This window comes from Flagellimonas sp., assembly GCF_965233845.1.
Taxonomy (GTDB): Bacteria; Bacteroidota; Bacteroidia; order Flavobacteriales; family Flavobacteriaceae; genus Flagellimonas.
In genome coordinates this window covers 1,189,797-1,215,782 of record NZ_OZ247584.1, presented here as the reverse complement: position 1 = coordinate 1,215,782, position 25,986 = coordinate 1,189,797, and the positions used below count along the sequence as shown (strand labels likewise).

At 39.8% G+C, this 25,986-nt stretch carries 19 protein-coding genes; 8 read left to right on the top strand and 11 right to left on the bottom strand.

Annotated features, from left to right (window positions below; translation table 11 throughout):
• Nucleotides 1-12: 12 nt before the first annotated feature.
• The 3 genes from ACO6S0_RS05430 to ACO6S0_RS05420 all read right to left on the bottom strand — a co-directional run bounded on the left by ACO6S0_RS05430 (nt 13) and on the right by ACO6S0_RS05420 (nt 6,154).
• A complete protein-coding gene (locus tag ACO6S0_RS05430) occupies nt 13-3,192 on the bottom strand; it encodes a SusC/RagA family TonB-linked outer membrane protein (protein ID WP_422350980.1) in 3,180 nt (1,059 codons plus the stop codon).
• Between the two features lie 366 nt (nt 3,193-3,558).
• Nucleotides 3,559-5,013, bottom strand: coding sequence for an arylsulfatase (locus ACO6S0_RS05425; RefSeq protein WP_422350979.1), 1,455 nt, complete (start codon nt 5,011-5,013; stop codon nt 3,559-3,561).
• A gap of 13 nt (nt 5,014-5,026) precedes the next feature.
• Nucleotides 5,027-6,154, bottom strand: a complete 1,128-nt coding sequence (locus ACO6S0_RS05420) for an SGNH/GDSL hydrolase family protein (protein ID WP_422350978.1) — start codon at nt 6,152-6,154, stop codon at nt 5,027-5,029.
• Nucleotides 6,155-6,334: 180 nt separating this feature from the next.
• On the opposite strand from ACO6S0_RS05420, the gene ACO6S0_RS05415 reads away from it, so the two are divergent.
• From ACO6S0_RS05415 to ACO6S0_RS05380, 8 genes are all read left to right on the top strand, one after another.
• Nucleotides 6,335-7,471, top strand: coding sequence for an SIS domain-containing protein (locus ACO6S0_RS05415; RefSeq protein ID WP_422350977.1), 1,137 nt, complete (start codon nt 6,335-6,337; stop codon nt 7,469-7,471).
• Nucleotides 7,472-7,484: 13 nt separating this feature from the next.
• The gene (locus tag ACO6S0_RS05410; RefSeq protein ID WP_422350976.1) at nt 7,485-8,405 is read left to right on the top strand and encodes a 1-phosphofructokinase family hexose kinase; all 921 of its coding nucleotides are present in this window, start codon (nt 7,485-7,487) and stop codon (nt 8,403-8,405) included.
• A gap of 5 nt (nt 8,406-8,410) precedes the next feature.
• Nucleotides 8,411-9,373 (top strand): carbohydrate kinase family protein, encoded by a 963-nt coding sequence (locus tag ACO6S0_RS05405; RefSeq protein ID WP_422350975.1) that lies wholly within the window; start codon nt 8,411-8,413, stop codon nt 9,371-9,373.
• A complete protein-coding gene (locus ACO6S0_RS05400; RefSeq protein WP_422350974.1) occupies nt 9,357-10,178 on the top strand; it encodes a class II fructose-bisphosphate aldolase in 822 nt (273 codons plus the stop codon). The genes ACO6S0_RS05405 and ACO6S0_RS05400 overlap by 17 nt, the downstream gene beginning before the upstream one ends.
• A 125-nt stretch (nt 10,179-10,303) precedes the next feature.
• Complete coding sequence (locus ACO6S0_RS05395) at nt 10,304-11,428, top strand: M20 family metallopeptidase (RefSeq protein ID WP_422350973.1); 1,125 nt, start codon at nt 10,304-10,306, stop codon at nt 11,426-11,428.
• The gene (locus ACO6S0_RS05390; protein WP_422350972.1) at nt 11,425-12,462 is read left to right on the top strand and encodes an NAD-dependent epimerase/dehydratase family protein; all 1,038 of its coding nucleotides are present in this window, start codon (nt 11,425-11,427) and stop codon (nt 12,460-12,462) included. The genes ACO6S0_RS05395 and ACO6S0_RS05390 overlap by 4 nt, the downstream gene beginning before the upstream one ends.
• Nucleotides 12,463-12,480: 18 nt before the next feature.
• Entirely contained in the window at nt 12,481-13,536 is a 1,056-nt protein-coding gene (locus ACO6S0_RS05385; protein ID WP_422350971.1) for a dihydrodipicolinate synthase family protein, read from the top strand.
• 24 nt (nt 13,537-13,560) lie between these two features.
• A complete protein-coding gene (locus tag ACO6S0_RS05380) occupies nt 13,561-14,451 on the top strand; it encodes an EamA family transporter (RefSeq protein WP_422350970.1) in 891 nt (296 codons plus the stop codon).
• A gap of 158 nt (nt 14,452-14,609) precedes the next feature.
• On the opposite strand, the gene ACO6S0_RS05375 is transcribed toward ACO6S0_RS05380, so the two are convergent.
• The 8 genes from ACO6S0_RS05375 to ACO6S0_RS05340 form a co-directional block, all read right to left on the bottom strand.
• On the bottom strand, nt 14,610-15,191 hold the full coding sequence (locus ACO6S0_RS05375; RefSeq protein ID WP_422350969.1) for a gluconate 2-dehydrogenase subunit 3 family protein: 582 nt from the start codon (nt 15,189-15,191) through the stop codon (nt 14,610-14,612).
• A 156-nt stretch (nt 15,192-15,347) separates the two neighbouring features.
• Nucleotides 15,348-16,583, bottom strand: a complete 1,236-nt coding sequence (locus ACO6S0_RS05370) for an Nramp family divalent metal transporter (RefSeq protein WP_422350968.1) — start codon at nt 16,581-16,583, stop codon at nt 15,348-15,350.
• 256 nt (nt 16,584-16,839) lie between these two features.
• Nucleotides 16,840-18,030, bottom strand: coding sequence for a hypothetical protein (locus ACO6S0_RS05365; protein ID WP_422350967.1), 1,191 nt, complete (start codon nt 18,028-18,030; stop codon nt 16,840-16,842).
• Between the two features lie 55 nt (nt 18,031-18,085).
• Nucleotides 18,086-19,267 (bottom strand): DUF4861 family protein, encoded by a 1,182-nt coding sequence (locus ACO6S0_RS05360; protein ID WP_422350966.1) that lies wholly within the window; start codon nt 19,265-19,267, stop codon nt 18,086-18,088.
• A gap of 26 nt (nt 19,268-19,293) precedes the next feature.
• Nucleotides 19,294-20,049, bottom strand: coding sequence for a hypothetical protein (locus ACO6S0_RS05355; RefSeq protein WP_422350965.1), 756 nt, complete (start codon nt 20,047-20,049; stop codon nt 19,294-19,296).
• Between the two features lie 64 nt (nt 20,050-20,113).
• Entirely contained in the window at nt 20,114-22,648 is a 2,535-nt protein-coding gene (locus ACO6S0_RS05350; protein WP_422350964.1) for a DUF4962 domain-containing protein, read from the bottom strand.
• Nucleotides 22,649-22,724: 76 nt separating this feature from the next.
• On the bottom strand, nt 22,725-24,416 hold the full coding sequence (locus tag ACO6S0_RS05345; RefSeq protein ID WP_422350963.1) for a GMC oxidoreductase: 1,692 nt from the start codon (nt 24,414-24,416) through the stop codon (nt 22,725-22,727).
• Between the two features lie 9 nt (nt 24,417-24,425).
• Nucleotides 24,426-25,622: an FG-GAP repeat domain-containing protein gene (locus ACO6S0_RS05340; RefSeq protein WP_422350962.1), complete on the bottom strand. Its 1,197-nt coding sequence runs from the start codon at nt 25,620-25,622 to the stop codon at nt 24,426-24,428.
• Nucleotides 25,623-25,986: the final 364 nt, after the last annotated feature.

Genomic DNA, 25,986 nt, shown 5'->3' with positions numbered 1-25,986 from the left:
ATTCATTTCTAATTAAAATGTCAAATTCAAATTAAAGCCGTAACTTCTTGCTGAAGGTGCAGTATATGATTCCGAACCTTGTGAACCTGAAGCCGTATTAAATGCCGACTCAGGAGTAATCCCCAGTCCTTGCATATGCTCTTCGATATAAAATAAGTTTCTACCAACAGCAGCTAATCTTACTGTTTGAAAAGGGGTTTTCCTTAGCCATTTTTTCGGTAATGCATATTCCAGGCTAACTTCTCTGAGCATAATGTAGCTAGCATCAAGAACAAACTCCTCTATAATGTCCCCTCTTGTCCATTGCCCCGCCAAAAAATGCCTAGGCAGTTCAATATCACTTTTCTCACCAGCTCTCAAATGCAACACTTGACCTCCTGCCCCATCGTCTATATAGTAATCATTTTCCAGTACCCCATCTGAGATACCTACCCATAACCCTTCCTCATTTCTGTAAATGCCATCGGTGGTGAACTTGCCCGTACCCCTTGCCGCTTGTATATATTTTGTTCCCGAAAGAAGATTACCTCCCATTTTTATATCAATCAAGGTACTTAACGTAAGACCTTTATAGGTAAAACGATTGTTCAATCCACCTATCCAATCTGGCTGTATGTTCCCCAAAATCCTGGTATTGTTACCATCCCTTTGGTACCTTCCAAACGCATCCAATAGTTTTTCACCATTCTCATTTCTTTTATAGTAAGTTCCAACAATGTTACCAAAATCCTCACCAGGTCTGGCCTCTATGGTTCCCCAGCGGTCCCGTGACATTTCATGGGTATCTATTCCATCCACCAAGGACACAACTTTCGATTTGTTTTTGGCAAAATTAAAGGTCATATCCCATTGGAAGCCATTGTTAAGCTTAATGGGTGTTACATTAAACAATAGCTCCACCCCTTCATTTGTAATTTCCCCTGCATTGATAACCATTGAATTGAATCCAGTGCCGGACGAGATGTTAACCGGTAAAATTTGGTTCTCGGTCGAAGAATTGTAATATGTAAAGTCAATACCGACCCTGTTATTGAAAAATTGCAGGTTTGCCCCAAATTCATATGATTTCGTCAATTCGTTTTTCAGGTCTGGATTAGGGATTCGTCCTTGAATACCAACTTGCCCTTGTCCATTAATTGTCTCTATCGAGTTAACATAACCATAGGATGTCAAATAGGGATCTGAATCATTACCGACCTCTGCATAGCCTGCACGCAGTTTTCCAAAGTTCAAGAAATTGGAATCCATCTTAAACGCATCCGTAAACACAAAACTGGTAGATGCAGACGGGTAAAAGAAAGAGTAATTGTTCATCCCCAGAACCGATGACCAATCATTTCTTGCGGTAACATCCAAGAACAAAAAGTTTTTATAGGCAAGTTGACCAGCCATATACACCGAATTCATCTCTCTCTCCACCTTATCGTATCTTGGAGTGACCTCGTTTGCATTGCTAATAAAATAAAGACCCGGAGATCTGAGACCCACACCTCTTGAACCTGTAACTTCCCTACTTGCATGCAAACGACTCGCGCCTACGTTCAATGAACCAGACAAATTGTTTGAAAAATCTTTGTTGGCCATGAAAAGGATATCGCTATTGTTTTCTTTAACATGCCAAGTATAATTACTGACCAAACCTGTTCTGGCACTTACGGATCCAATGGCCCTTCTTTCAAATCTTTGATCTGTATAAAAATCAGTTCCCGTTCTTGCTTGAATACTTAGCCAGTCATTCATATCATACTTTAAAGATACAAGGCCGATAATACGATCTCTTTCATCCTCATTTACCACTTCGTTTATGGTCCAATAAGGATTTTCAAATCGAGGCGTATAGAATCGCGGGGAACCATCTGGATTCCTATAATTTTTCATATCCTCCAAGTCAACATGTCGCGCTATTTGAATAAAAGAACTCATCATATTGGACGAACTCGCCCCGGCCCGTGGCCTATTTACACCCTCATGATGAATATAGTTCACTTTTGTGTCTACGGACAGCTTATCATTTATCCTGGCCTTCCCCCTAAAATTAAAAGTCTGTCTGTCATAGGTACTGTTGGGAACAAGACCTTCGTTTTTTAGATCTGAAACGGAGACTCTAAGGTTAGCCTTTTCGTTTCCTCCGGTTACAGCAACCGTATTGGTCAAAGTAACACCTGTCCGAAAAAAACTTTCCAAATTATTTGCAGGCTGTGCCGTCATTGCTATTACCCTTGTTGGATCGGTCGAATCCGCCACCAATTGCCCTTCAAGGGCCGGGCCCCAACTAGCAATACGCCTCCCATCAAGTATTCCATACTCAACCCCATCTATTACAGTTGTACCATTTGTTGGGACATCCGGGTCAAATCCCATCATAAATTGATTTTGAAATGTAGGAAGGGTTGCCAATTGATCAATAGTGACATTGGAATTAACACTAATTCCCAAACCTTGGTTAAAAGCTCCCGATTTTGTGGTAATCAAAATAACACCATTGGCAGCTCTTGCACCATAAAGAGCAGCCGCATTCGGACCTTTCAATACAGTCAAAGATTCCACATCATCCGGGTTTATTCCAGAAATTCCATCCCCATAATCAACTCCACCAGCGGCATAATCAGCCCTGTCGGTTGTTTGGTTATCGATTGGGACACCATCAACCACATAAAGTGGAGCATCATTCCCTGATATGGAACTGTTACCCCGTATTACGACCCGGGATGAGCCGCCCGCTCCATTAGGAATGTTCGTCACCTGCACACCAGCAACCTTTCCAGCAAGGGAGTTCACTATATTGGTCTCCCTAGCTTTTGTAAATCCTTCACCTTCCAGTTCTTGCGTGGCATAACCAATCGCTCTTTTTTGTCTTTTCAACCCCAAAGCCGAAACAACAACTTCATCCAATTGATTAGTATCCTCCTCCAACACAACGTTAATAACATCAGAAGCCCCTACACTGACCAATTTCGTTTTCATACCAACATAGCTCACTTGTAAAGTTCCTCCTTGAGCCACACTAATTTCGAAGTTGCCATCAAAATCGGTAAGGGTCCCATTGGTTGTCCCTTCCACAATGATATTAACACCAGGCAGTGGCGTACCATTCTCATCAACAACTGTTCCTGTTACCGACTTTTGCTGCGCACTCAAACATGTCAGCACAGCGAAAGCAAGTGTTAGTGATAAAAAAAGCTTTTTTTTCATTAGTTAAAGATTTTAGTTAGTTTGGTTATTTCATAAGATTATTATGACACATAATTAAGCCATAATATTACTGTAGAATTAACTTTTGTTTACTTTTCCTTTCGTTACAATATCAAATATATAATAATTTTACAATAAAACAATAAAAAAAACCTTTTATAACTTTTTATTTATGTTTTTGTTAAATAAATTGTTTTGTTTTCGTGTTATTTAGCCAAATTATCTAAATAAGGTGTATACAATTACAGTGTGCCCATATTGCAAATACACCACTAAACTGTAAAAGCCATTAAATTAACATGGATAAATTTGGCCCTTTGCCTATAGACCAACCTTTGGGGGCAGTGTCGTTAAATCCAATTATGATCAATCCGGTTGACCTCCCGTTTCCTCAAAAAGAAACGGATAGTTTTTGGATAAAACATGCTGTTGATCCAAAATGCGAAGAAAACGACCTGTTATTTCAGGATTTTTTTTGGACAAGTCCTTACTTTCTTTCGGGTCGTCATTCAAATTGTATAATTCCAAATCACCGTGAAACCCTTTTTCATCAACATTTAGTCTGACAGCCTTCCAATTCCCTTGTCGTGCGGCTTGTTTCCCTCCTTCCTCATGAAATTCCCAATACAGTATTCTCTCTGAAGGCAGTGGCATTTTTTTTAATATGGCATCTTTCAAGGAAACACCGTCCCCAGCAAGTTCAGGTTCGCGTCCTGCAAATTCACTTAATGTAGGCAGTATGTCTCCAAAAAAGGAGACTTCATTGTTGATAACGCCTTCAGGTACATTGCCTGGCATTGAGATTATCAAAGGAACCTTGATCCCCCCTTCATAAACATCCCTTTTTTTTCCCCTCAAATACCCAGAACTATCAAAAATTCCATCCCATCTTCTCGCAGCTCCATTGTCCGAAGTGAAAATCACAAGTGTGTTTTCCAATATTCCGGTCTTTTTAAGGACCTCATTGATTCTTCCCATATCCGAATCAATCAGTGTCACCATTGAGGCGTATACCTTAGCTTCTTCTGACCATTGCCTGTCTTCGTAGATTGGGTTTATCCCCGGCATTTCATATGCACTATGCGGAAGTAAATAAGGAAGGTAAAGAAAGAAAGGTTTTCTTTTTCTCGCATTTCGCGTAATATAATCTATTGCAAAATCCGTAAAGAGTGAATGCGAAAAGACCTTTTTGCCACTATTCCGATTCAACTTGATGATATGTTTCCTTTTATTTTTCCATAGATAATCAGGAAAATGCGAATGGGCCCGTCTTTGGTTTAGATATCCGAACCAAACATCGAATCCTTGATCATTGGGAAGACCAGAAGTATTGGGCTCCCCCAAACCCCACTTTCCCGTTATTGCCGTATTGTAACCCAAATCCTTTAACACTTCAGCAACCGTAGTATCACTTTCCTTTAGGGGAACACGACCTGCACCTCCACCAAGCCCCAAAACACCACTCTTTCCAAAGTTGCCCCTAACAGTTGTATGCCCGGTATGTTTTCCGGTCATAAGTACACTTCTGGAAGGCGCACAAACAGGAGAACCTGCATAAAAATCTGTAAACCTAACGCCTTCCTTTGCAAGTCTATCAATATTTGGGGTCTTGATATGAGTCTGACCATAACAACCAAGGTCACCATAGCCCAAATCATCGACCATGATCAATACAATGTTCGGCTGTTGAAAATCCCTGTTTCGCAACCTGCTCTGTGCAAAAACACAAGCTGAAAACAGTAAAGTAAACACCGTTACCAATAGTAGAATGTATTTACTTCTGATATTTGGCGGGTTTAAAATACTATCGATAGACATCATGCAAAGTATAAAGCTAAATTTTCAGTATCTTTTGAACAACTCCCAATAAAGCCTGCGCTATTCTATATGACCCCAAGTCCGTCGGATGAATCCTATCCACTGTACATTCGAAGTAATCTGCCCCTAAAACGACTGAACCATCCACGAAATAAATGTTTTTGTCACCTCGGTTTTTTCTATCAGCGACCATTTTCCTCAAAAAATCCCTATTCCACAACAATTTTTTGAGGGCCTCGCTTCCATCGGAAGCATAGGCAACCCTAATCTTGGACATAATCAGTATTGGTACAGTCGGTCGTTCCGATCTCAAAATATCCACAAATGGACCAATAGTATTTTGAATGGTCTGGTTTGCATTGGCCTCATAGTCCAAAACGACCAAACGAACGCTTGAAATTTGATTTATTAAGTGTGCCAATTCTGGCTCTCCCCTACCATTACCAGAGAACCCTAAATTCACAAATTCAATATCCAATTTTCGGCTTAATATATTGGAATACACCATCCCCGGCCTGGACACACACCCCCCTTGCGTAATAGATGTGCCGTAAACCACTATTTTCCCATTATTAGGGAGTGGTCGAGCCTCTTTGATGACAGCATTTTCCTCTACGCCAACTCTCAAATCTTTTACCCCGTTGTATAACGGAAAGTTTATTCTAAAGTCTTGGAATTCACCACCCTTCCCTACCATAAATTCCATGCTATATTTTTCCGCATCAAACGGAAATTTCGATGTCTGCAAATATCGATACACTCCATTTTCCTCAACATAAACATCAAATCCACTCTGTCCAGTTGCTGGCATGTGGTACATATTGGAACTATTTGACAAACACACTTCCAAGTAAATTCTATTACTATTGGTTTGAAACCTTAATTGTCCGCCTGCAGTTTGATTTGCCAAATCATCCACCGCTTTAGGTATTTTCCATTCAGGCTCCACAGGCAATCTCCTAAACACCTTTTCCTTTTTTATCCACTCAAAACCCATAAGCTGGAAAGGCTCTTCCATAGGGTTGTACCAATCCACACTTCCTACATGTGTTTTTGACTGCATCAGTTGAGCCTGGGAATATGAAACCTTAAACACAACAACCAGGATCACCTGGACTATAACTTGTCTTGCAAAACCACTCATATCACGTTTAAGTTTATCTCAATGCTTGAACACAAAGATACATTTTTAGTTTAATAACAAAGGTACAATAACCTTTTATTGTCATTTTTATTTTTTTTCATTGCTTTTTATCTTATTTTTGCTTTCTTTTATTGTTGTTTATTTATAAAAAGAGGTTAGAAACCGAATAATTAAAGTAAAATGAAAGAGGAGGGTTCCAGTGACACTGCAAAAGAAATAGAACATCAACCTGAATTATGGTTAAAGACATTTTCGGTAATTGCAGAAAGACAAAAAGAGCTAGAGATCTTTTTGTCCAATGCGTTGAAGCATGAAAATATAAGGGTTGTATTGATTGGGGCAGGTACTTCGGCCTATATAGGCGAAGTGTTACAAAATTACATGGGCAGGAAATTCAAGCGGGCCACTGAAGCCATTGCTTCCACTGACTTTATATCACACCCAAAAGATTTTATCACAAATAAAAAGGAACCCATTTTATTGATTTCTTTTGCTCGTTCCGGTGATAGTCCTGAAAGCCTAGCATCCATTGATTTGGCCAGTCAATTCTGCGCAACCTTGTTTCAATTGGTAATAACATGCAACCCCAGTGGAAAACTGGCCGAACAAGCAGGTGGAAAAAATTCGTTTGTTCTCCTAATGCCAGAAGAAGCGAATGACAAAGGTCTAGCCATGACCGGGTCTTTTACATCAATGCTTCTCGCAGGATTATTGCTTTGCGACCTCGACAACCTTGACCAAAACAAAGTTTATGTAAATCAATTAGCCCATTATGGTTCATTAATACTTGAAAAGTACGCCAAAAACATAAAAGAGGTTGCGAACCTGGAATTCAACCGTGTCATTTTTCTAGGCTCAGGTCTATTAAAGGGTATCGCACGCGAATCCCAATTGAAAGTACAAGAACTATCAGATGGTCAAGTGGTCTGTAAATACGATTCATTTTTGGGTGTGCGGCACGGTCCCAAGGCAGTAATAAAAAATTCAACGGTAATTGTTTACCTCTTTTCGAGCGATGCATATGTAAATAAGTATGAGTATGATCTTGTAAAATCCATCAATGACCAAAAAGAAAAACTCTACGAAATAGGGATAGGTGAAACTATTAAGGACAACAAGAACATCTCATTGAACCTAACCATTCAAGTAGCAACGAGCAACCAAATCCCTGAAGCATATTTTGCACTTTGCGCAGTTCTGCCCGGTCAGATGCTAGGATTATATAAATCAATCAACCTCGGTTTACACCCAGATTCCCCATCGGTGAACAACTCGATCAACAGGGTGGTACAAGGCGTCAATATTTATAAATTATAAATTCCCACTTGACATGATTTTGTGTATTTGTCCAAACCCATCAATTGACAAACTGGTCTATCTGAACAAGGTTGATGCGGGCGCGGTACATCGTGCAACAAAAGAGTTTTCCTTTCCGGGTGGAAAAGGAGTCCATGTGGCTTTAGGAATAAAAGAACTGGGGGAGGACGTCACATTGTTATCATTTTGGGGTGGATCCAGTGGAAAATGGATCAAGAAAGAATGCGAGTCCAGGGGAATAAAATGCTTAGGGCCTGAAGTGGAAGGTTGGAACCGTACTTGTCTTACCATCAAGACGAAAGACGAATTCAATGAGTCAGAAATTTTAGGACCCGGGCCAACCATAGCGCCCAAAGCCTATGAATCTTTTTTTAATCAGTTCAAAGAAATATTGAAAACGACCAGCCTTGTTTGTATGAGTGGTTCTTGGCCGATAAATTCTTTTAACGCGAATTATTCCAAATTTATTGAGTACGCCTCACGGTACAATATAAAAACGTTTGTGGATTGTTCAGGTGATGGCCTAAAACGAGCTCTAATGGCCAAACCTTTTATGTTGCACATAAATCACAAGGAAGCTTCTGAATTGTTTGCATACGAAGATACCGGGAAATCCCTCTCAAAATTAATACAGCACTGCGAAATTGCAGTGATAAGCCAAGGAGACAAAGGCCTTTTTCTATTCGATGGAAAAAAAAAGATACATGCGCTGAGCAAGGTAGCCAAAGTATTGAGTGCTGTTGGAAGTGGTGATTGTTTGATGGCTGCCGCCATTGTGGCATATAACAATGGATCCACTTATACCGAAATGGCTAAATTGGCAGCTGCGGCAGGAGCTTCCAATTGTATAAGGGAAGATTTGGGGATGTTTTACAAAAGGGATGTTGAACGATTATATGAAGAATGCCGTGTTAAAGTCACAGAATTAACCTAAAGGGTATGGAAAAAATTTATGATGTTATAGTGGTCGGGGAACTCAATGTCGACCTTATACTAAACCAAATTCAGGGATATCCTGAAATTGGAAAGGAAATAATTGCGGACAAAATGACTTTGGCTTTGGGCAGTTCATCAGCAATTTGCGCAAGCAATCTAAGTTCGCTAGGGTGCAAGGTTGCATTTATCGGCAAAGTGGGAAATGATGTTTTTGGGAATTATACCCTTGGACAACTTCAAGAAAAAGGAGTTGACACTTCAATGGTTATAATCGAGGACCAAGAGGAAACTGGGGCAACCATAGCACTTAATTACAACGAGGACAGGGCCATGGTGACACACCTTGGGGCCATGTCAAATTTAAGTATCGATAATATAGATTTTCAAAATTTAAGATTGGCCAGGCATTTACATTTTTCATCTTACTTTTTCCAATCTGGCTTCAAGAATAAGCTACATGTTCTGTTTATGAAAGCAAAAGAAATGGGCATGACCACTTCATTGGATGTTCAGTGGGACCCGTTTGAAGCATGGGACCTTGATCTAGACAAAATTCTTCCGCATGTTGACATTTTCATTCCAAATGAGGTAGAGCTATTGAAGCTGACGGGAAGTTCAAATATTGATTCGGCCATTGATAGCATAAAGAACAGAGGTAGACATACCGTTATCAAATGTGGACGCAAAGGTTCTATATTATTTTATGCTGACAAGAGGGTTTCATGCAAACCCTTTTTAAATAAGAACGTTGTGGATGCCATCGGGGCGGGAGACAGTTTTAATGCGGGATATATATCAAAGTTCATAAAGGGCAAATCACCGGAAGAATGTCAGAGGTTCGGAAACTTGATAGGTGCCATTTCAACCACTAAGCCTGGAGGCACAGAAGCCCTAAAAAATATGGATGAAGCCATGAAACTGGCAAAAAATAAGTTTAATTACATAGACGATGAGACTACAGGATAAATTTATAGAGCTAAGAAGCAAACGCCAGGGGATTTTGGCCACTAACTTCTATAATTATGAAACTCTTGAAGGTGTTGTTTTAGCGGCAAAATTGAGTAATCAACCCATTATCCTCCAATTGACAAGAAGTTCAATAGAGTACATGGGCTTGCCTGTTGCCTTCAACCTAGCAAAATCGATGTTGGAACATCACAAAATTGAGGGATGGGTTCACTTAGATCATGGCAATTCATACGATTTAATTGCCGAATGTCTTGATATCGGGTTTGATTCCGTAATGATTGATGCCAGTGAACAATCGTTCAAAGACAACATACGAATTACCTCCAAAGTAGTGAAATTGGCCGAGAAATATGGAGCAAACGTAGAAGCTGAACTGGGTTATATCGCAAAGCTTGGACAAAGTAAACAGACCTGCGGATTCACAACACCGGAAGATGCGAGAGCATTTGTAGATGCAACCGGCGTCAATGCACTCGCCATTGCCATTGGCACTGCCCATGGATTTTATGACAAGGAGCCGAAATTGGATCTGGAGAGATTATCCAATATTTCGAAAGTGACCGATGCAACGTTGGTTCTGCATGGTAGTTCAGGTATTCCTGAAAATAGTTTGAAAGCAGCTATTAGTAGGGGGATTACCAAAATTAATTTAGCAACTGAGATTAAGAACATTTTTATGAAGTCGTTAAAAACGCAGCTTAGGACAACTGACAATATCGATCTCAGGGAGGTGTTTCCATCCGCAACCGATAAAATCGTAGGACTCGTAACGGATAAATTGGAAATTGTAAAGAACCCATAATTGTGGAACACATTATGTGAACAGAGACCACTACTCCCTTTAGATTAGAAACGTAATCTGTTTCCCGAATTGTGTATTCAGATTAAATTCATAACAATTAAAAACACCAATTTTTGGAAAAGTCAATGAACCCAGTCGAATTAACCCAAGAATTGATAGGGTTTAACACCATTAACCCTCCAGGCAACGAAGAAGAAATAGCCAAATTTATCGGAACCATTCTGGTCAAACATGGTTTTTCAGTAGATTATCCAAGATTTGACAAGGGCAGGCTAAATGTAATTGCATCAAAGGGTCTTTGCAAAGATACCCAACCCATTGTGCTGACTGGACATTTGGATGTTGTACCGCTAGGTGCCAACAAATGGAAATTTGACCCCCATGCAGCCATAGTAGAAAACGGCAAATTATACGGCCGGGGATCTAGTGATATGAAATCTGGATTGGCGGCAATGATCGTTGCTGCCATTTTATGTTCTGCCAAGGACTGTCCAAAAGGAGGCATTAAATTAATTTTTACGGCAAATGAGGAACTGGGATGTATAGGAGCCCAGCATCTTCGACAGACCAACTATAAAATTGGAAAGGCAAGTGCCATCATCGTTGGTGAACCCACTTCCAACATACCCTATTTAGGACATAAAGGAGGTTTATATGTAAAAGCTGTTACAACCGGTATAACTGCGCATTCCTCGACCCCTGAATTAGGAGACAATGCAATATACAAAGCAGCAAGGGCCATAACAAAGATCGCAAACCTAAGTTTCGATGGCCAAAAAGACCCTTTATTGGGGTTTCCCACAGTAAACGTTGGTAGGATTCAAGGGGGATTAAATTTGAATTCTGTGCCCGATAAAACAGAATTTATGATCGACATTCGATCTACTAAAAAATTTAACAACCAAAAAGCGTTTCAAGCCCTAAATGAGGAGCTTGGACGTCAAGTGGATTTGAAAAAAATCGTTGACCTTGATGCAGTATCAACTCCAGAATTTTCTGATTTTTTTAAAATGGTGTTAGAAGTTTGTTCATTTGATCATGAAGTTGAAGGAGTGAAAAAAACAGCTTCGTTCTTAACGGATGCTTCTGTTTTAACTCCTTGGCTGGGTAATCCTCCAACGGTAATACTTGGCCCTGGAGAAGCAAAATTAGCACATCAAACCGATGAATATTGCTATGTGGAAAACATTACAAGAGCTGTTGATTTATATAGTGAAATAATAAAACGTAACGGTTACCTACAATTATGAATGATTATCCGGAATATTTTAGCAACGAGGAAGAGCTGGAAGAAGCGCTTTCAAGACCATCCAAAGAGCTTGTCAAAATGATACAAAGGCTGGATGGGGACATTATTTTTCTTGGTGTTGCAGGTAAAATGGGAGTTTCAATGGCTCGAATGGCAAAACGGGCCATTAAAGAAGCCAAAATAAACAAAAGGGTTATAGGCGTCTCGAGATTCAGCTCGCAAGAGCATAGGACCTTTTTGGAGGAAAGTGGAATCGAAACCATTAAAGGGGACATGCTGGACATGGAATTTATCAAGAACCTTCCTAATGTCAAAAATGTATTTTATCTAGCGGGGAACAAGTTTGGGACGGAGGGCAACGAGCCGTTCACTTGGGCAATGAACTCTTATCTTCCAGGGCTAATAATGGAAAAGTTCAAAAATTCAAGAATTGTTGCCTTTTCAACAGGGTGTGTATATCCCCTGGTTAAAATTAACTCTGGTGGCTCCAAGGAGAGTGATAAACCCGATCCGATAGGTGAATATGCCCAATCATGTTTGGGAAGGGAACGGTTATTTGAATATGGTAGTGTTAAGAACAATACACCCGTTACCATAATCAGGCTGAATTATGCGGTGGAAATGCGGTATGGGGTATTGGTGGATATTGCCTCAAAGGTTCACAAGAACGAATCCATTGACGTAACCATGGGTTATGCAAATATAATATGGCAAGGAGACGCCAACGACATGATTCTCAGAAGTATTATGTTGAGTTCTTCACCTGCCTTTCATATCAATGTAAGTGGAAGCGAGCAAATTTCAGTTGCCTATGTCGCACGGACAATCGGCAAACTATTGGACAAAAAAGTAAAACTTAAAGGAGCAGAAACCGATACCGCCTTATTGGTAAACGTATCGAAGTGCGAGCATTTACTTGGGACGACACATGTAAAACCAAATAAGATAGTTGCCTGGACTGCAAATTGGATTGAAAACAATATGCCCCTTTTGGGGAAGGCGACCCACTTTGAGGTTAGAGATGGGAAGTATTAAGCAATAAAATCAAAATCCATGAGTGCTAAACTTACAAATGAGCTGAGACAAGCGTTAAATGCCGGGATGGCCATCCCGGCCACTCCTACAGCTTTGACCAATACATTAAAATTGGACGAAAAAAGACAGAGGGCCCTATTAAGATATTACCAAAACGCCGGAGCTGGAGGCCTAGCTATCGGGGTGCACACCAGCCAATTTGAGATTCGGGAAGCTGGCCTTTACCAGCCAATTCTGGAGTTGGGAAAAGAGGAGCTTGATTATTTTGATGAAAAGAGCGGGAAAACCTTATTTCGGATAGCTGGGGTATTAGGGAAAACACATCAAGCCATTCAGGAAGCACAGCTAGCTTCCGAATTGAATTATCATGCGGTATTGTTGAGTTTGAGTTCTTACAAGGACAGCTCTAATGAAGAGTTGATCCAGCACTGCACCAGAATCTCTGAAATTATACCCATTATTGGGTTTTATCTGCAACCTACGGTAGGAGGACGGTTATTAGATTCAAATTTCTGGCGCGATTTTTCCAATATTGAAAACGTTGTGGCCATTAAAATTGCCCCTTTCAATAGGTATCATACCATTGATGTTGTTCGTGGTGTGGCAGAATCCAACAGAAGTACGGAGGTGGCCCTTTATACCGGAAATGATGATAATATTGTTGCAGATCTATTAACAGAGTATGCCATTCCAGTGAATGGTAAAGTCGTCAAGAAACAGATTGTCGGGGGATTGTTGGGCCATTGGGCCGTATGGACCAAAAAGGCCGTACAGCTCTTTGAAGAGATAAAAAGCTCAAATCAAAATGACCAACAAATGTTATTGTCAAAAGGGGTTGGTGTCACGGATGCAAATGCAGCTTTTTTTGATTCCAGAAATGGTTTTAAGGGGTCCATTGCAGGAATTCATGAGGTTTTGATCCGACAAGGCTTGTTGGAATCCAACTATACAATTAATCCAAAAGAAATTCTTAGTCCAGGACAAAAGAAAGAAATCGATCGCATTTACGAGCTATATCCAGAACTGAATGACGATCTCTTTGTTGCTGAAAATCTGGATAATTGGTTACGATAATTTTAATTGACTAATGCTTATAAAATGAGAAAAATAAAACCATGGCTGCTTTACGCCATTTTGGCTACAATCTTTTGGGGTGTTTGGGGCGCTTTTGCATCTTTACCATCAACTAACGGTTTCCCTGACACCTTAAACTATTGTGTTTGGGCATTAACTATGATCATTCCATCAGTATATGTTCTCAAATTGAATCACTGGAAGCTTCAAATGGACAAAAAGTCAATTTATATGGGAATGATCATTGGAATATTAGGCGCCGGTGGGCAAATGGTCTTGTTTTACACTGTTACGATAGGGCCCACCTACCTTATCTTTCCAATAATTTCACTTTCTCCAGTTATTACCATTGTCCTATCCCTCCTTTTTTTAAGAGAGAGGGTACGCATACTCGGTGCCATTGGCATTGCATTGGCGTTAATGGCCTTACCTCTTTTCGAATATTCCAACGACATTGAAAATAGCAATAGTGAAAACGGTGTACTATGGTTTGCCTTAACCATTGTCATTTTAGTGGCCTGGGGGGTACAAGCCTACTTTATGAAACTGGCCAATCAAACCATGGCCGCTGAGAGCATCTTTTTTTACATGATGATTTCTGGACTTCTATTAATACCGATTGCGCTTTTTTTGACTGATTTCGACTATGAGATCAATTGGGGGCTTAACGGTCCATACCTAGCTTTCATCATTCAAATCATGAATTCCATAGGTGCTTTATGCCTAGTTTATGCTTTTAGATACGGGAAAGCGATTGTTGTATCACCTATGGCAAATGCAGGAGCTCCTTTAATGACATCGATTATCTCCATGATCCTACTCGGGATTATTCCCGGACAATACAAAATACTTGGAATAATTTTTGCGATAGTGGCAGCCTTTTTATTGGCCATAGAACCTGAGGAGAAGGAATAATTCCAAATCCAATATTCTTCAAACCCCATTGGGAATCCCGTTAGAGTAGGTATTGATATTTTAAAAAACAATTTGGTTTGTTCCCCTGGAAGAAACACGATTGCATTATGGGAAGTTGTCTAAACCTTACTAAACACCCTTTTATTACCACATAAAAATCACATATGGTTCCCTATCGTGATCTTGTCTCCCTCATTATACGGAACTTCACCTATATATGGCCCAGGTACTGGAACGTAATTTAGGTTTTGCTTTACACCCTCTTCCGTTGAGAAGTAAATGGCGATGATCATTTTCTTTATCGTAAGATAAAAAGGAGTCCCTTTTACACGTTCTCGTTCTCCTTTTAAGCTTTCCGTCTCAACCTTCTCCAGATAGTCTATTTTGTCCGGATGGTCAAGCAAAACAAAGCTACGTCCATAAATGGATTGGCAATTTTCATCAAACTTTTCCAAACCCTTTATTAAATCCTTTTTAAATTTTGCTTCAAACACATCTTTTAACAATAAATCCAAATACAAATGGACATTCACCTCGGATGCACTTGGAGTGTTGGTTTTTGGAAGAAATGTATCCGCAATTTCCTTGATTAGTTCCAACTTTCCTATGTCCAGCACTTTATAAGCGGTAGATTCTACATTTTTTTCCCTACAACTTTGCATAAAGGCAAAAAAGGAAGGTGTGATAAGAGCTGTATTCAGAACCCAGGAAATTTTAACTATAGCTTCTCTTCGTTTCATATGTATCAAATTACTTTTTCTTTTTTCAAAAACTCCAAAGTATTTATTAATTTCAATCAGGCGGATTTGCTCGCTTAAAATAGACACCGTCAGTCTTTCCCCACTCCTGGCTTGCAGTAATTTCTTGATAAAAAACCCATGCATTAATCGTTAAAATCAACCCAGTAATTCTAAAAGGCCCATCAATTTTTCGCACATAACATAAGTCAAAAAACAAACCACGATCAAGCCAATTAATCCAATAACATTGGAAAAGAATCCATTTTTATACTCTCCCATTATCTTTTCATTGTTTGCAATCAAAAAAATTCCAACAGCAATTGCTGGAACTGCCAATACAGAAAAGGCCTGGGCCAACACCAAGGAGTATATGGGTTTTCCAATACCTTTCGCACTTAAAGAGGCCACTAGCATCCCGCTTAGCAAGATCACTATCGTGAAAACCTTTGGAAAGCGTTCATTCATGGATTTCCCCAACCCAAAACTATCTGATAATAAACCGCCTCCAATTACCGCATTGACAATTAAGGAGGAAAATGCGGCAGCAATAAACCCCACGGCAAAAACATACTTAGCATACGACCCCAATAACCTATCCAACTGTATTGCCATATCAGCAGCACTGTTTATGGTTAACCCCATAGGTTTAATTGTTGCAGCAGCTGTAACAATTACCAAGGATGACATAATTGCCAACAAAGCAACTCCTATGTTAGAATCTCGTATTCCCTTTTGTTTATCATCTAATCCCCAACCCTTTCCCTGCACTAAATATGCTTGGTACAGGGCGCCATTAAGCACAAAGGTAGTACCCACAATGGCCGTTATGTCATCTATATTTTCAATCGAGAACTGTCCAGGAAGCAAACCTTTGATCATGGCCATCGAATCTGGTTTAATGAATACAAGGTTAATGACAAACATTAATACCATTATTACAACCAAGAAGGTCATCAACTTTTCTAGGGCTTTGTACAAATTTTTTGAAAAAAAAATCAACATAAGGGCGAATGGTGTAAAAATGTATGGCCAGTATTCGGCACTAACCCCAGTTACACTTTCCATTCCCAATCCTACTCCCAAATTATTTCCAAATTGAAAACAAAGTGCTGCCATAAAAGAACTAACACCTATCACCATTGCAAACCACTTCCCATATTGTTTGGTTATAGCCTGAAGTATGGAATTCTTGTGTAGAACGCCAAAATGGGTGCTAATGTTGGTAAACGCAACCATTAAAATAGCAGCAGCCAATACAACCCATAAAAAGGAATAACCATGAATTGAACCAATTTTGGTTGATGTTGTTATGCTCCCAGGCCCCAAAACTACCGCTGCCATTATAAAACCAGGTCCTACCGACCTTAATGCAACCTTAACTTTTTCAATCATCCTATTAAGTTTAGTGGAAATGTTGTACACTTGGGTCAATCAAAGATATAGGTCAAAGTACTTTTATTCCAGGAGTTGTACTTCCGTCCGAAGCACCAAAAATTTGGTTTAATTACTTGTTTCCTTAAAATCAAAACTTCAAATATGCTTTTGTACAACATCACCTGTGTTTAAAAACCAGAAGCATTTGCTCTTTGAATGATATAGTCGTTGTCCACCCTGTTGTAACTTATGCTTTGGGTTCAAGCTTAAACTTCTATGGCTGCTTTTTTTGCACAACAAGCTTGTATTCTGGCCCGGTTACGCCAGCAATGTTCATAGATCTAAAAAGCCAAATGTGTTTTTCTTCAGTTAACTTAAGAGATGATTGGGAGTCAACACTTTGCCATAAACCATCAACGCCATCCTTTATCTGATATTCGGCTAAATTTGGCGTGGATGACACAATGTTAAATTTTAGGTTGTCATCGAGAATTTCCGTTTCAACATCTAATACGTTTGGGGTCCATTCAATCTTTTTCCTATCCTTTACCTTAATAAACCAATCCAATTTTTTCTGTGCAACGGGTTTTCCATCCCTATAGTAAACGTTGTTGTTATAGTAGTCGTCTTGAAGGACGATCATTTCACTTTTATATTCATCGGGGTAAATGGAATGACGGTTACCATTAACAAAAAATTGAACCCATGTATATGTTTGGGCAAATTCTTCTTTTGTTCGTCCAATTTCGTCATCGAAATCAGTAGGCGTCCTGTTCGGTCCCTTGACCAAAACCATATCGCCCCCCCGGTTTTTGATAAACTCATCCCTCACCTCAAGAACAGAAAGTGGTATACCGTTTTTTTCAAAATGGTGATCATATTTGGCATCTGATAAAAACCATTTCCCGTGCTCATTAGACCAAATTTCGTCCAAACCGTGATTGCCGTCCGGACCTCCTTTGGCTCCAGGGCCCGCATTGACAGCCCTAGTAACATAACCATATGCGTTCATCACAGCATTTTGAACACGCATAAAATGGGAACAATGAAAACCGCTACCCTTTAGGGCATTGTCCAATATACTTTCTGCAAACCCTCCTCCTGGATAACTCGGATTATGGTCTTCAATTTTTATGACTGATTTTATCCAATGTCTCAATAATAAGATCCTTTTAAATTCACCTTTCTCTCCGCGAAAAACGGTATCGAGCTGATATTTTTCCTTCAGATGTTCAAACCTTGAATCCTTAAGGTCCTCAAATACGCCAAACTCAGTGTTAGGAAAATATTCAATATTTGTGGTGACATCCACACGTTCATAGGTAACTTTTTGATTGGTGCAACCAAATACCAGTATTCCAATTATTGCCAGTGCCACAATTGAACTTTGGTGGTTCCTTACTGAAGTTAATTTATATTCTGTTTTACACGGAACTTTGCCCCTAGTGTCCATCTCCTTTTTCATAATGTTTATTTTTTATTATAAATGCCCCTAATTTTTACCTTAATCAATAATTGGATTAATTCAATTCCACCAAAAGTGGGTTATTTATTTTTTCAGTGAACCTCAGCAGGTAATTTTCCCAATCAAACTTAGTCTTAAACTGGCCACTTTCTTTCCACCCAAAACCGGCATAATAGATTATCTGATTATCAAGCACCTTCAAATTGGCATATAGGTTACTCAAATCTTTTTCCGTGGTTTCATACTTCTCAAAACCCTTGTAAAATTCTTTGGGACTGACTATGGCCATACCTAATTCTGAATTGCCATGGGGTTGCCAATAACTTACAAAACCTTTTCCATCGTTTATAGTTACACAACCATCGTTCTCGTGCAAGGTAAGTCCGGCTGAAATTTGTTCAACTCCATGGATCTCAATTTCATACTTGGTCAGGTTACTCCCATAATCCAATGAAACCCTTTTGGTTTCACGTACGACTTTTTCACCAGCATGCCAGTCATTGTAGGTTAGCTCAAAACTTGTACGTATTGGACCATTTGAAACTGTTTTCCAGGATGCAAAATTTTTGGAGAAATAGTAGTGTCCATTCTCTTTTATAGCAATACCGCCTATTCCCCTGCTTGACCCAACATGAAAGTTATCCAAACCTTCTCCGGTATCCTTATGATAATTGCCGTTTTTGGAAATTGTCTTTTCATACCATTTGTCAATTATAGGATATTCCACTTTTTTCAACCAAGCGTCTATGCCACTTGTTAATGTTCCCCCAGAAATCCCTTTTTCGGCCATCATTTGCGCAGTGGGGCCAAAGGTCCTAAATGCAACTCTATTGTTTTCCCATGCATAATCATCAGTTCGTTCAGGTACAAACCTAGAATAACATCTCAAATCTCCCGTCCCATTTTGGCTGCCTCCCTGATTAAAAAAAACTTCAAACTTTCTTTCTGATAGACTATCCATTCTGGGTTGAAACAACATCACATCGTAATTACCGTCATTATCTTTGTCCACATATTGGATAGTTTCCACCTTTTTGGAATTAACATCCCTTATTCCGAAAACTTCCAATGGTTCGGAAACACCTAAAAATTCCGCACTGATCTCCACTGTTTCATACAATCTTTCCATGTTCAGGGAATTATGAACTTTGACCGTAGCAACTACTTTGTCCTCGTTCAAACAACTGGTCAACACCAAGGCGAGAATCAACACAAACCAATATCGAGAGCTCAACATATTTTTAGTTTTTTATTCTAAAAAAATTATTTTATTACCAATTCCTTTGCGACTTCCTTACAGAAAACAACATCAAGGGGATCTAGTGCCATTAATCTTATTGACTCCCCAAAAATGTCTGTAGTTTTGTATAAGTTATTGAGTTTATCAGGAATTTCATCTAGTACCTTGGCTATAAAAACACATGCTGTAAGAAAAGTGCTCAGTTCTGACGGATGGCTACCATCTGACTTAAACAAGTTTATTTCGGGGCGCTTACTAAGGGCCAATTCCCAGGCCTTCCCAACCGGTACCAAGGACGCATCATTTACCTTGGAAAATTCGGAATAAACTTTTGTGATAATTTGCTGGAATTGAGGCACTCGTTCACGTGCCCAAGTCATATAAAAGTAGGGTTTCGAATTATTATTTTTTATAAAATCACAGAATAGTTTTGAATACTTCCTTAAGCTATCAGGTTCATTTATTGCACTCATACTATGCCCTTGAGGAACCACAAAATCAAAATTCCCGTTTTGAATCATTTCCTTTGTTTTCAGTCCTCTTTTTCCTAACCAGTGTTGACTCAGTCTTGCCCCACCTTTTGTGCTTTTTTTGGTTATCACCTTCGTCTTGGCACTATCCGAAATAATTGAAATTATCTGGCGTAGATTCTCAAAATGTGCATAACTGCTTCCAACAAAAAGAATTTTAACAGTGTCCAACCGGGCCTGGCCAAAACATGCCGGTTGAACTGTTCCCGGCATTAGGATCAAACCCATCAAATATCTTTTTTTTACCATGGTGATTGATTGCCCTTGTCTAACAATTTTCCTTATTTACATCTTTCCAATTCACTATCAAAAATCAAATTTTAGCTTTTATTTTTTCTTCGCCCTGATGGTCGATCACCATCAATTGAGATTCTGGTTCCGATGCCCAATCCAATGGTATTGGACCTTTTTTGCCCACACCCATCCAAGCACGTATTTCCTTATTGCCAAATTTGAAGCCGTAAGCATTCTCTCCTTGAATTTTTTCAACCTTATAGGGGGGGTCGTTTGCTCTGCGAGGAATAATCAAGCTTAAAAAATGTAATTCCTTTTTTTTGTTTGCATTCGTGGCCGATAGATGCCATTGGTCTGGTTGTCCTGCAGCATTCAAATCGGGTTCCACCGTAAACTTATCAGTTTGTCCAATTTTGATTTCCTCTGAGGCCAGCAAGTAAATATCCAAGACTGCATTTCCTTTTTTGACCTGCATTCGCTGTTGTGAACTATCCACTTCTATTTTTTCCAAGGCATGAAGTAAGTAGCTGAATAAAGCAGGATCTTGTGTATTGATATAATCCTTCACAACAATCCACGGTTTTTCCTTATCGTGGTTGAAAACCACAGTTCTAAGCATTTCTTTGGTTTCAGTATCCATACTTGGTAACGGATCACTCATATTTGCTTCCCAGTGTTTGATTACTGTTTCACTCATAGGCAAATTATACCCTGGGGAGCAGTCTGCAGTTACTATCGTGTGCCCATTGCTGGTTTGATAATCCATAATTTTACCTCTTGCAGCCATTGACTGCACATGTTGGCCCCTGCCATTTACCAAAATAGCATTGTGTGCCCTAGTCTGACGGGTCCATAGGAAATGATGTGGTCCTCCATAATAAGGGTAATATCCAGAATCTATAAGAAGTGATTCGCCAAAAGCATTAATTTGAAAACTATTCTGATCTGCATGGCTATGGCTAAACGATCCAAAAGGACTGGACTTGAATAACATCCAGACGTCATTTTCAGCGTCTCCCAAATCCGAATGCATAGAAACCCATCCTACATCTTCGAAAAGTTTGGAACTGGGCAGTGAACTTGGGTTGGAGGGTTCAATTTCCATTTCTCTTGAATTTAGAATACCAATGACATCTTCCATCATATATCCTTGCCACAAATGCCCTCTTTTTAATAGCCCTTTCCCGTTGCCTCCATCTTTTTCTGGAAAAATTTGCTCAGCCTGCCACAATAGATAGGGGTCGCTATAAGCCTTGGCGTAACGCTCCATAAGCAATTTATCCTTTGGTGCATGGGAACGTTCCCCTCCATCACCAAATGCTCCCCGGTCTGCGTAAGGTGGGCTGCAGTACAGTCCAAAATAACCATTGTTCCTAAAAAAGGGCTTATTGTAGAGATTGACATTACTGCACTGGTTAAGAGCTTCTACAAAATTGGTTTGGTATAAATTATATGTACTATTGTATGCAAGTCCTTGGGACCATCCTCCATCGTCTCCACCCCAAGTTGGAAAAGATGTTATATAGCACTTAATTACATAATCAAGCCATTCATCTGCATCCGGAATTTCTCCAAGAGTTGCCAACCCTGCCAATCCTGTAAAAGCAAGGGACCTTACGGTGTGGTTATCCCAAGGTTCCGAAAGAAAATTATAATCATGATATCTCTTTAACATTTGGTTTCCACGCACCCTGATACTGGCCAAAACTATTTCCCTTTCTTTTTCCGTCAATTGATCACCTATCCAATCATACACAATTCCCATGCGTTCCAATAACGGCATACTGGCTTCAGTGTTCCCCTCAAAACCGCTGTTTTGGGGAATTCTGAAGGAGGTTATTCCATTGGGGTTCCAGCTTGCAAAATGAAGTAACCATTTTTTTGCACCCTTTAAGTATTTTAACTCGCTTGTTATTTTCCAAACCAGCGCCATCCTTACCATATTTGCCGTACCAGTTTTAACCGGTTTATAAATTCTTCTCCATTCCGTAACATCAAAGACACTATCCTTGTAGGGTGCGGGTTCAGGATAAAGTTGTTGTGTAAGTGCTGAATCAGCTAAAGACCGGCACATGCCCCAAAAAGGAACACTTAGCGGATTAGTCTTAATTTTTCTTCGAAGAACCTTGATATTGAGCGGACTTAAAAAAATTCTTGGTTTTTTACCCTTTACAAGTTCCTTTAACTCACTAACATTGGGCATGATCAAAGACGGAATTTCCTTTTCCACAGTAAACGTCCTGATTTTTGAGCGCCCAAATTGCTTTCCATTCGAATCGCAAAAAGTAACAAACCAACTATAATTTCCAGGTTCTAAAGTTTTTTTTAGTGCAACAACGGTACTTTTTAGATTATCCTCACCATAATAAAATTCATTCGTCCCGTCTTCTCGGTACAATAAAAAATTGTAGGTGTGAGCCTTTTGGTTTTTGGTCCAGGTAAACCCTGGAGGATTGACCTTCACAAATTGCTCATCTTTCGGGTAATATGGTAAAGCTCTATCAACTGGCTCATCTTCTATTACCTTTAGAGATCTATACGGGTCATCTGTTATCGTCTTACAGCATGAAAGTCCAATTGCTAAAAAAACTGCTGAAAAAAATGTTCTTCCCATACCCAAATTCATTTCTCCAAAACCTAATTTTCTTATATAATTTATCACAGTATTAAACACCTAACCCATTGGAGAATCAGATAAAACCTTTTTTCATTTGTTTAACTGCATGATCAACAGCCCTGGCCGTAAGGGCCATATAGGTAAGGGATGCGCTCATGTACCCAGAAGAGGTCATACAAGACCCGTCTGTTATAAAAAGATTTTTAATATCGTGGCATTGATTATATGCATTCAGTACGGACGTTTTGGGGTCATGCCCCATTCTTGCGGTTCCCATCTCATGAACGGAGTCTCCCTGTATACTTGGCCCTTCATTAACCGTAATATTTGTCAAACCGGCAACCTCAAGGATCTCTCTAACTTGCTCTTTCATATCCTTTCTCATTTTCATTTCATTTTCCCCGAAATCCGCTGTAATCCGTAATAGAGGCATCCCCCATTGATCTGTTTGAACCTTATCCAACTCAACCCTGTTTTTATGGTAGGGAAGGCATTCTCCGTAAGCTGACAGTCTCATTCTCCAAGGGCCCGGTCTGGTCAAGGATTCCTTTAGTTTTTGTCCGATTCCTAACTTGGAGGGATTTAGACCAATTCGCTTTGCTCCTCCCCAAATTCCAAACCCCCTTAGATAATCCATCTCTTGTCCTTGCACATTTCTAAACCGGGGAATGGCAACAGAAGCAGGCCTAAACCCCCTGTCGGTTTTATCCTCATAGCCCTCCAGAATTCCCGAAGAGGATATGTTTTTGTGATGATCCATTAAATAATGGCCCAATACCCCACTGGAATTCGCAAGACCATCCGAAAACCTAGGAGTTTTTGAGTTCAGTAAAATCCCTGTTGAGGCCAACGTAGAGGCGCAAAGAAATATCACCCTGGCAAAGTACTCAGTACTTTCATGCGTGGTCTTGTCTATTACTCGTACTCCAGTTGCTTTATCCAAATTCTCATCATATATTATGGATTCAACAATTGCATCCGATTTTAAAGTGAGTTTACCCGTTTCATATGCCGCTGGCAAAGTGGAACTATTACTACTGAAATAGGCTCCAAAAGGACACCCGGTATTACATACATTCCTTGTCTGACATTGTGATCTACCTTTGAACTGTCCAGGCGCCACTTTGGTCAGGTGGGCCGCACGATTTGGAATCAGTTTACGGTCAGTGTAATGGGCCTCAATTCGTTTCTTAATGATTTTTTCTGCAAAATTCAATTCAAAAGGGGGTAAAAATTGACCATCCGGGAAGTGCGGAATATTTTCAACCGATCCGCAAACTCCAATAAATTTCTCGACATAGTCGTACCATGGAGCTAAATCTTTGTACCTAAGAGGCCAGTCCACGCCAATACCGTCCTTTAAATTTGCCTCAAAGTCAAGATCACTCATCCGGTACGACCCTCTCCCCCAAATTAACGAGCGGCCTCCAGTTTGGTACCCCCTAAACCATCTATATGGTTTGTCCTCAGGATACAAGTATGGGTGTTCTTTATCATTAACGAAGAATGGTTTACTGGCCGGATTAAAGTTGTATTTCTTACTTTGAATATGGTATTGCTCCTTATCTTCCAGGGTATCATACTTAAGATGCCTAAACTCCCAAGGAGCCTTAGTCGTATTTTTATACCCCTCTATATGCTTCACATCCTTTCCCCGCTCCAGAACCAGGGTTCGCAAACCTTTTTCCGTCAATTCCTTAGCAGCCCATCCCCCAGTCATACCAGAACCTATAACAATAGCATCATATGTATGGTCATTCCTCATAGTCTGTTCTTATTGTTTTTGATCAACACCTCCAATAAGATTGTTGATTAACACATCTCCATGTTCGATTCCTTGATTTCGACTTCCTTCCCACATATGCCAAATTTTTGAACAGATATCCAGGTCTCCGTCACCATCAATATCTCCCACCAAGGCATCATGCCCTCCAATTTTATTATCCAAAATCACACGTTCCACGAATTCCAACTTCGGCCCTTTGCTTATGTTTTCCCAAATATACCAGCGTGGAGCTGCACCTTCAGGCAATAGAGTGCTGTCTTCTTGATCACATGTAAAAATGTCCTTATCGCCATCATTGTCAAAATCCCCGACATATAGGGAATGAAAAGAGCCACGTATTCCATTTGCTGACATGGGCAAGAAATTGGCAGTAAACCTTGGCGGTTTTGACCCATCGTTTTCCAACCACGCTGCCCTTGAGGCTTTTTGATCAGAGTCTGTCATTACAATATCTTGATCACCATCTTGATCCAAATCAACAACCCAGCTTCTTGAAGAAAGTCCGAATGGCCCCCTTTTACCAAATGGCAACGCATGTTTTTGCCAATTTTCACCCTTCCCATTGTTTTCCATCCATCTATCGGGTAAAACAAGGTCATTATCACCATCACCATCCAAATCACCAATTCCTTTGGGAAAAAAGCCTGAATGGATGTGTTCTTTATTATGCAAAACATCTAAAGTCACTGTTGTCCTAGGCCATTGGGAAACTTCAATAGGATCATCGGGAATATTGTACCAAAAAACGCCTTCTCCTTCACCCATCAACACCAAATCCATTTTATTATCTTGATTCATGTCCTCGATCACAATATCATGGACGTTGGAACCAATTCTGCCATCAAACTCATATTTTTTAAATTCGGCATTCCTCGGATTTTGTGGATTCCTATACCACACCCCTCCTATTATAATATCCATCCAACCATCCCCATCAACATCAAAGGAAGTTGCACCCAACTGTCTTATAGGCCCAAAATCCCTGCTTAGAACCTTCATAGCCCATTTTTGCCCTCCTAGGTTTTCAAACCAATAATATGTGTCCATCCCTGTAAAGGCATAATCCAAATCACCGTCCCTATCAATATCAACCAGAACAGGACAACCGTAACCCCAGTTCATTTCACCGGGCAAGTCATCTACGATAAAATCATGATCGAACATTTCTATGCCAATTTTTGTCAATTCATTTTTTTTACTCCCTTTCTCATTACATCCCATAATTAAAACTCCAAAAACGGATAAAAAAAACAAATACTTGACAAGTAAAAAGCAAAAGGAATTAAACTTCATATTCTCATTTTTATTTTTAATAATATTATGAAACATCTAAGTTACTCATTTTTTTTAATTAATTACTAATTGTATTTCGTTTCATTATTATTATTTAGTTTAAACTTTAAAAGATGGAAAAGGGCTTGGGGAAAATCCATTGGCCCAGTACGAATTTCGAGCGTGATCATCTTATGCACCAAACATCCTTGTGCAGTTGCGCCTTTTGGGACCATTGAAAACATGATCAAAAAAAAGCGCCCCGTAAACAATCGTA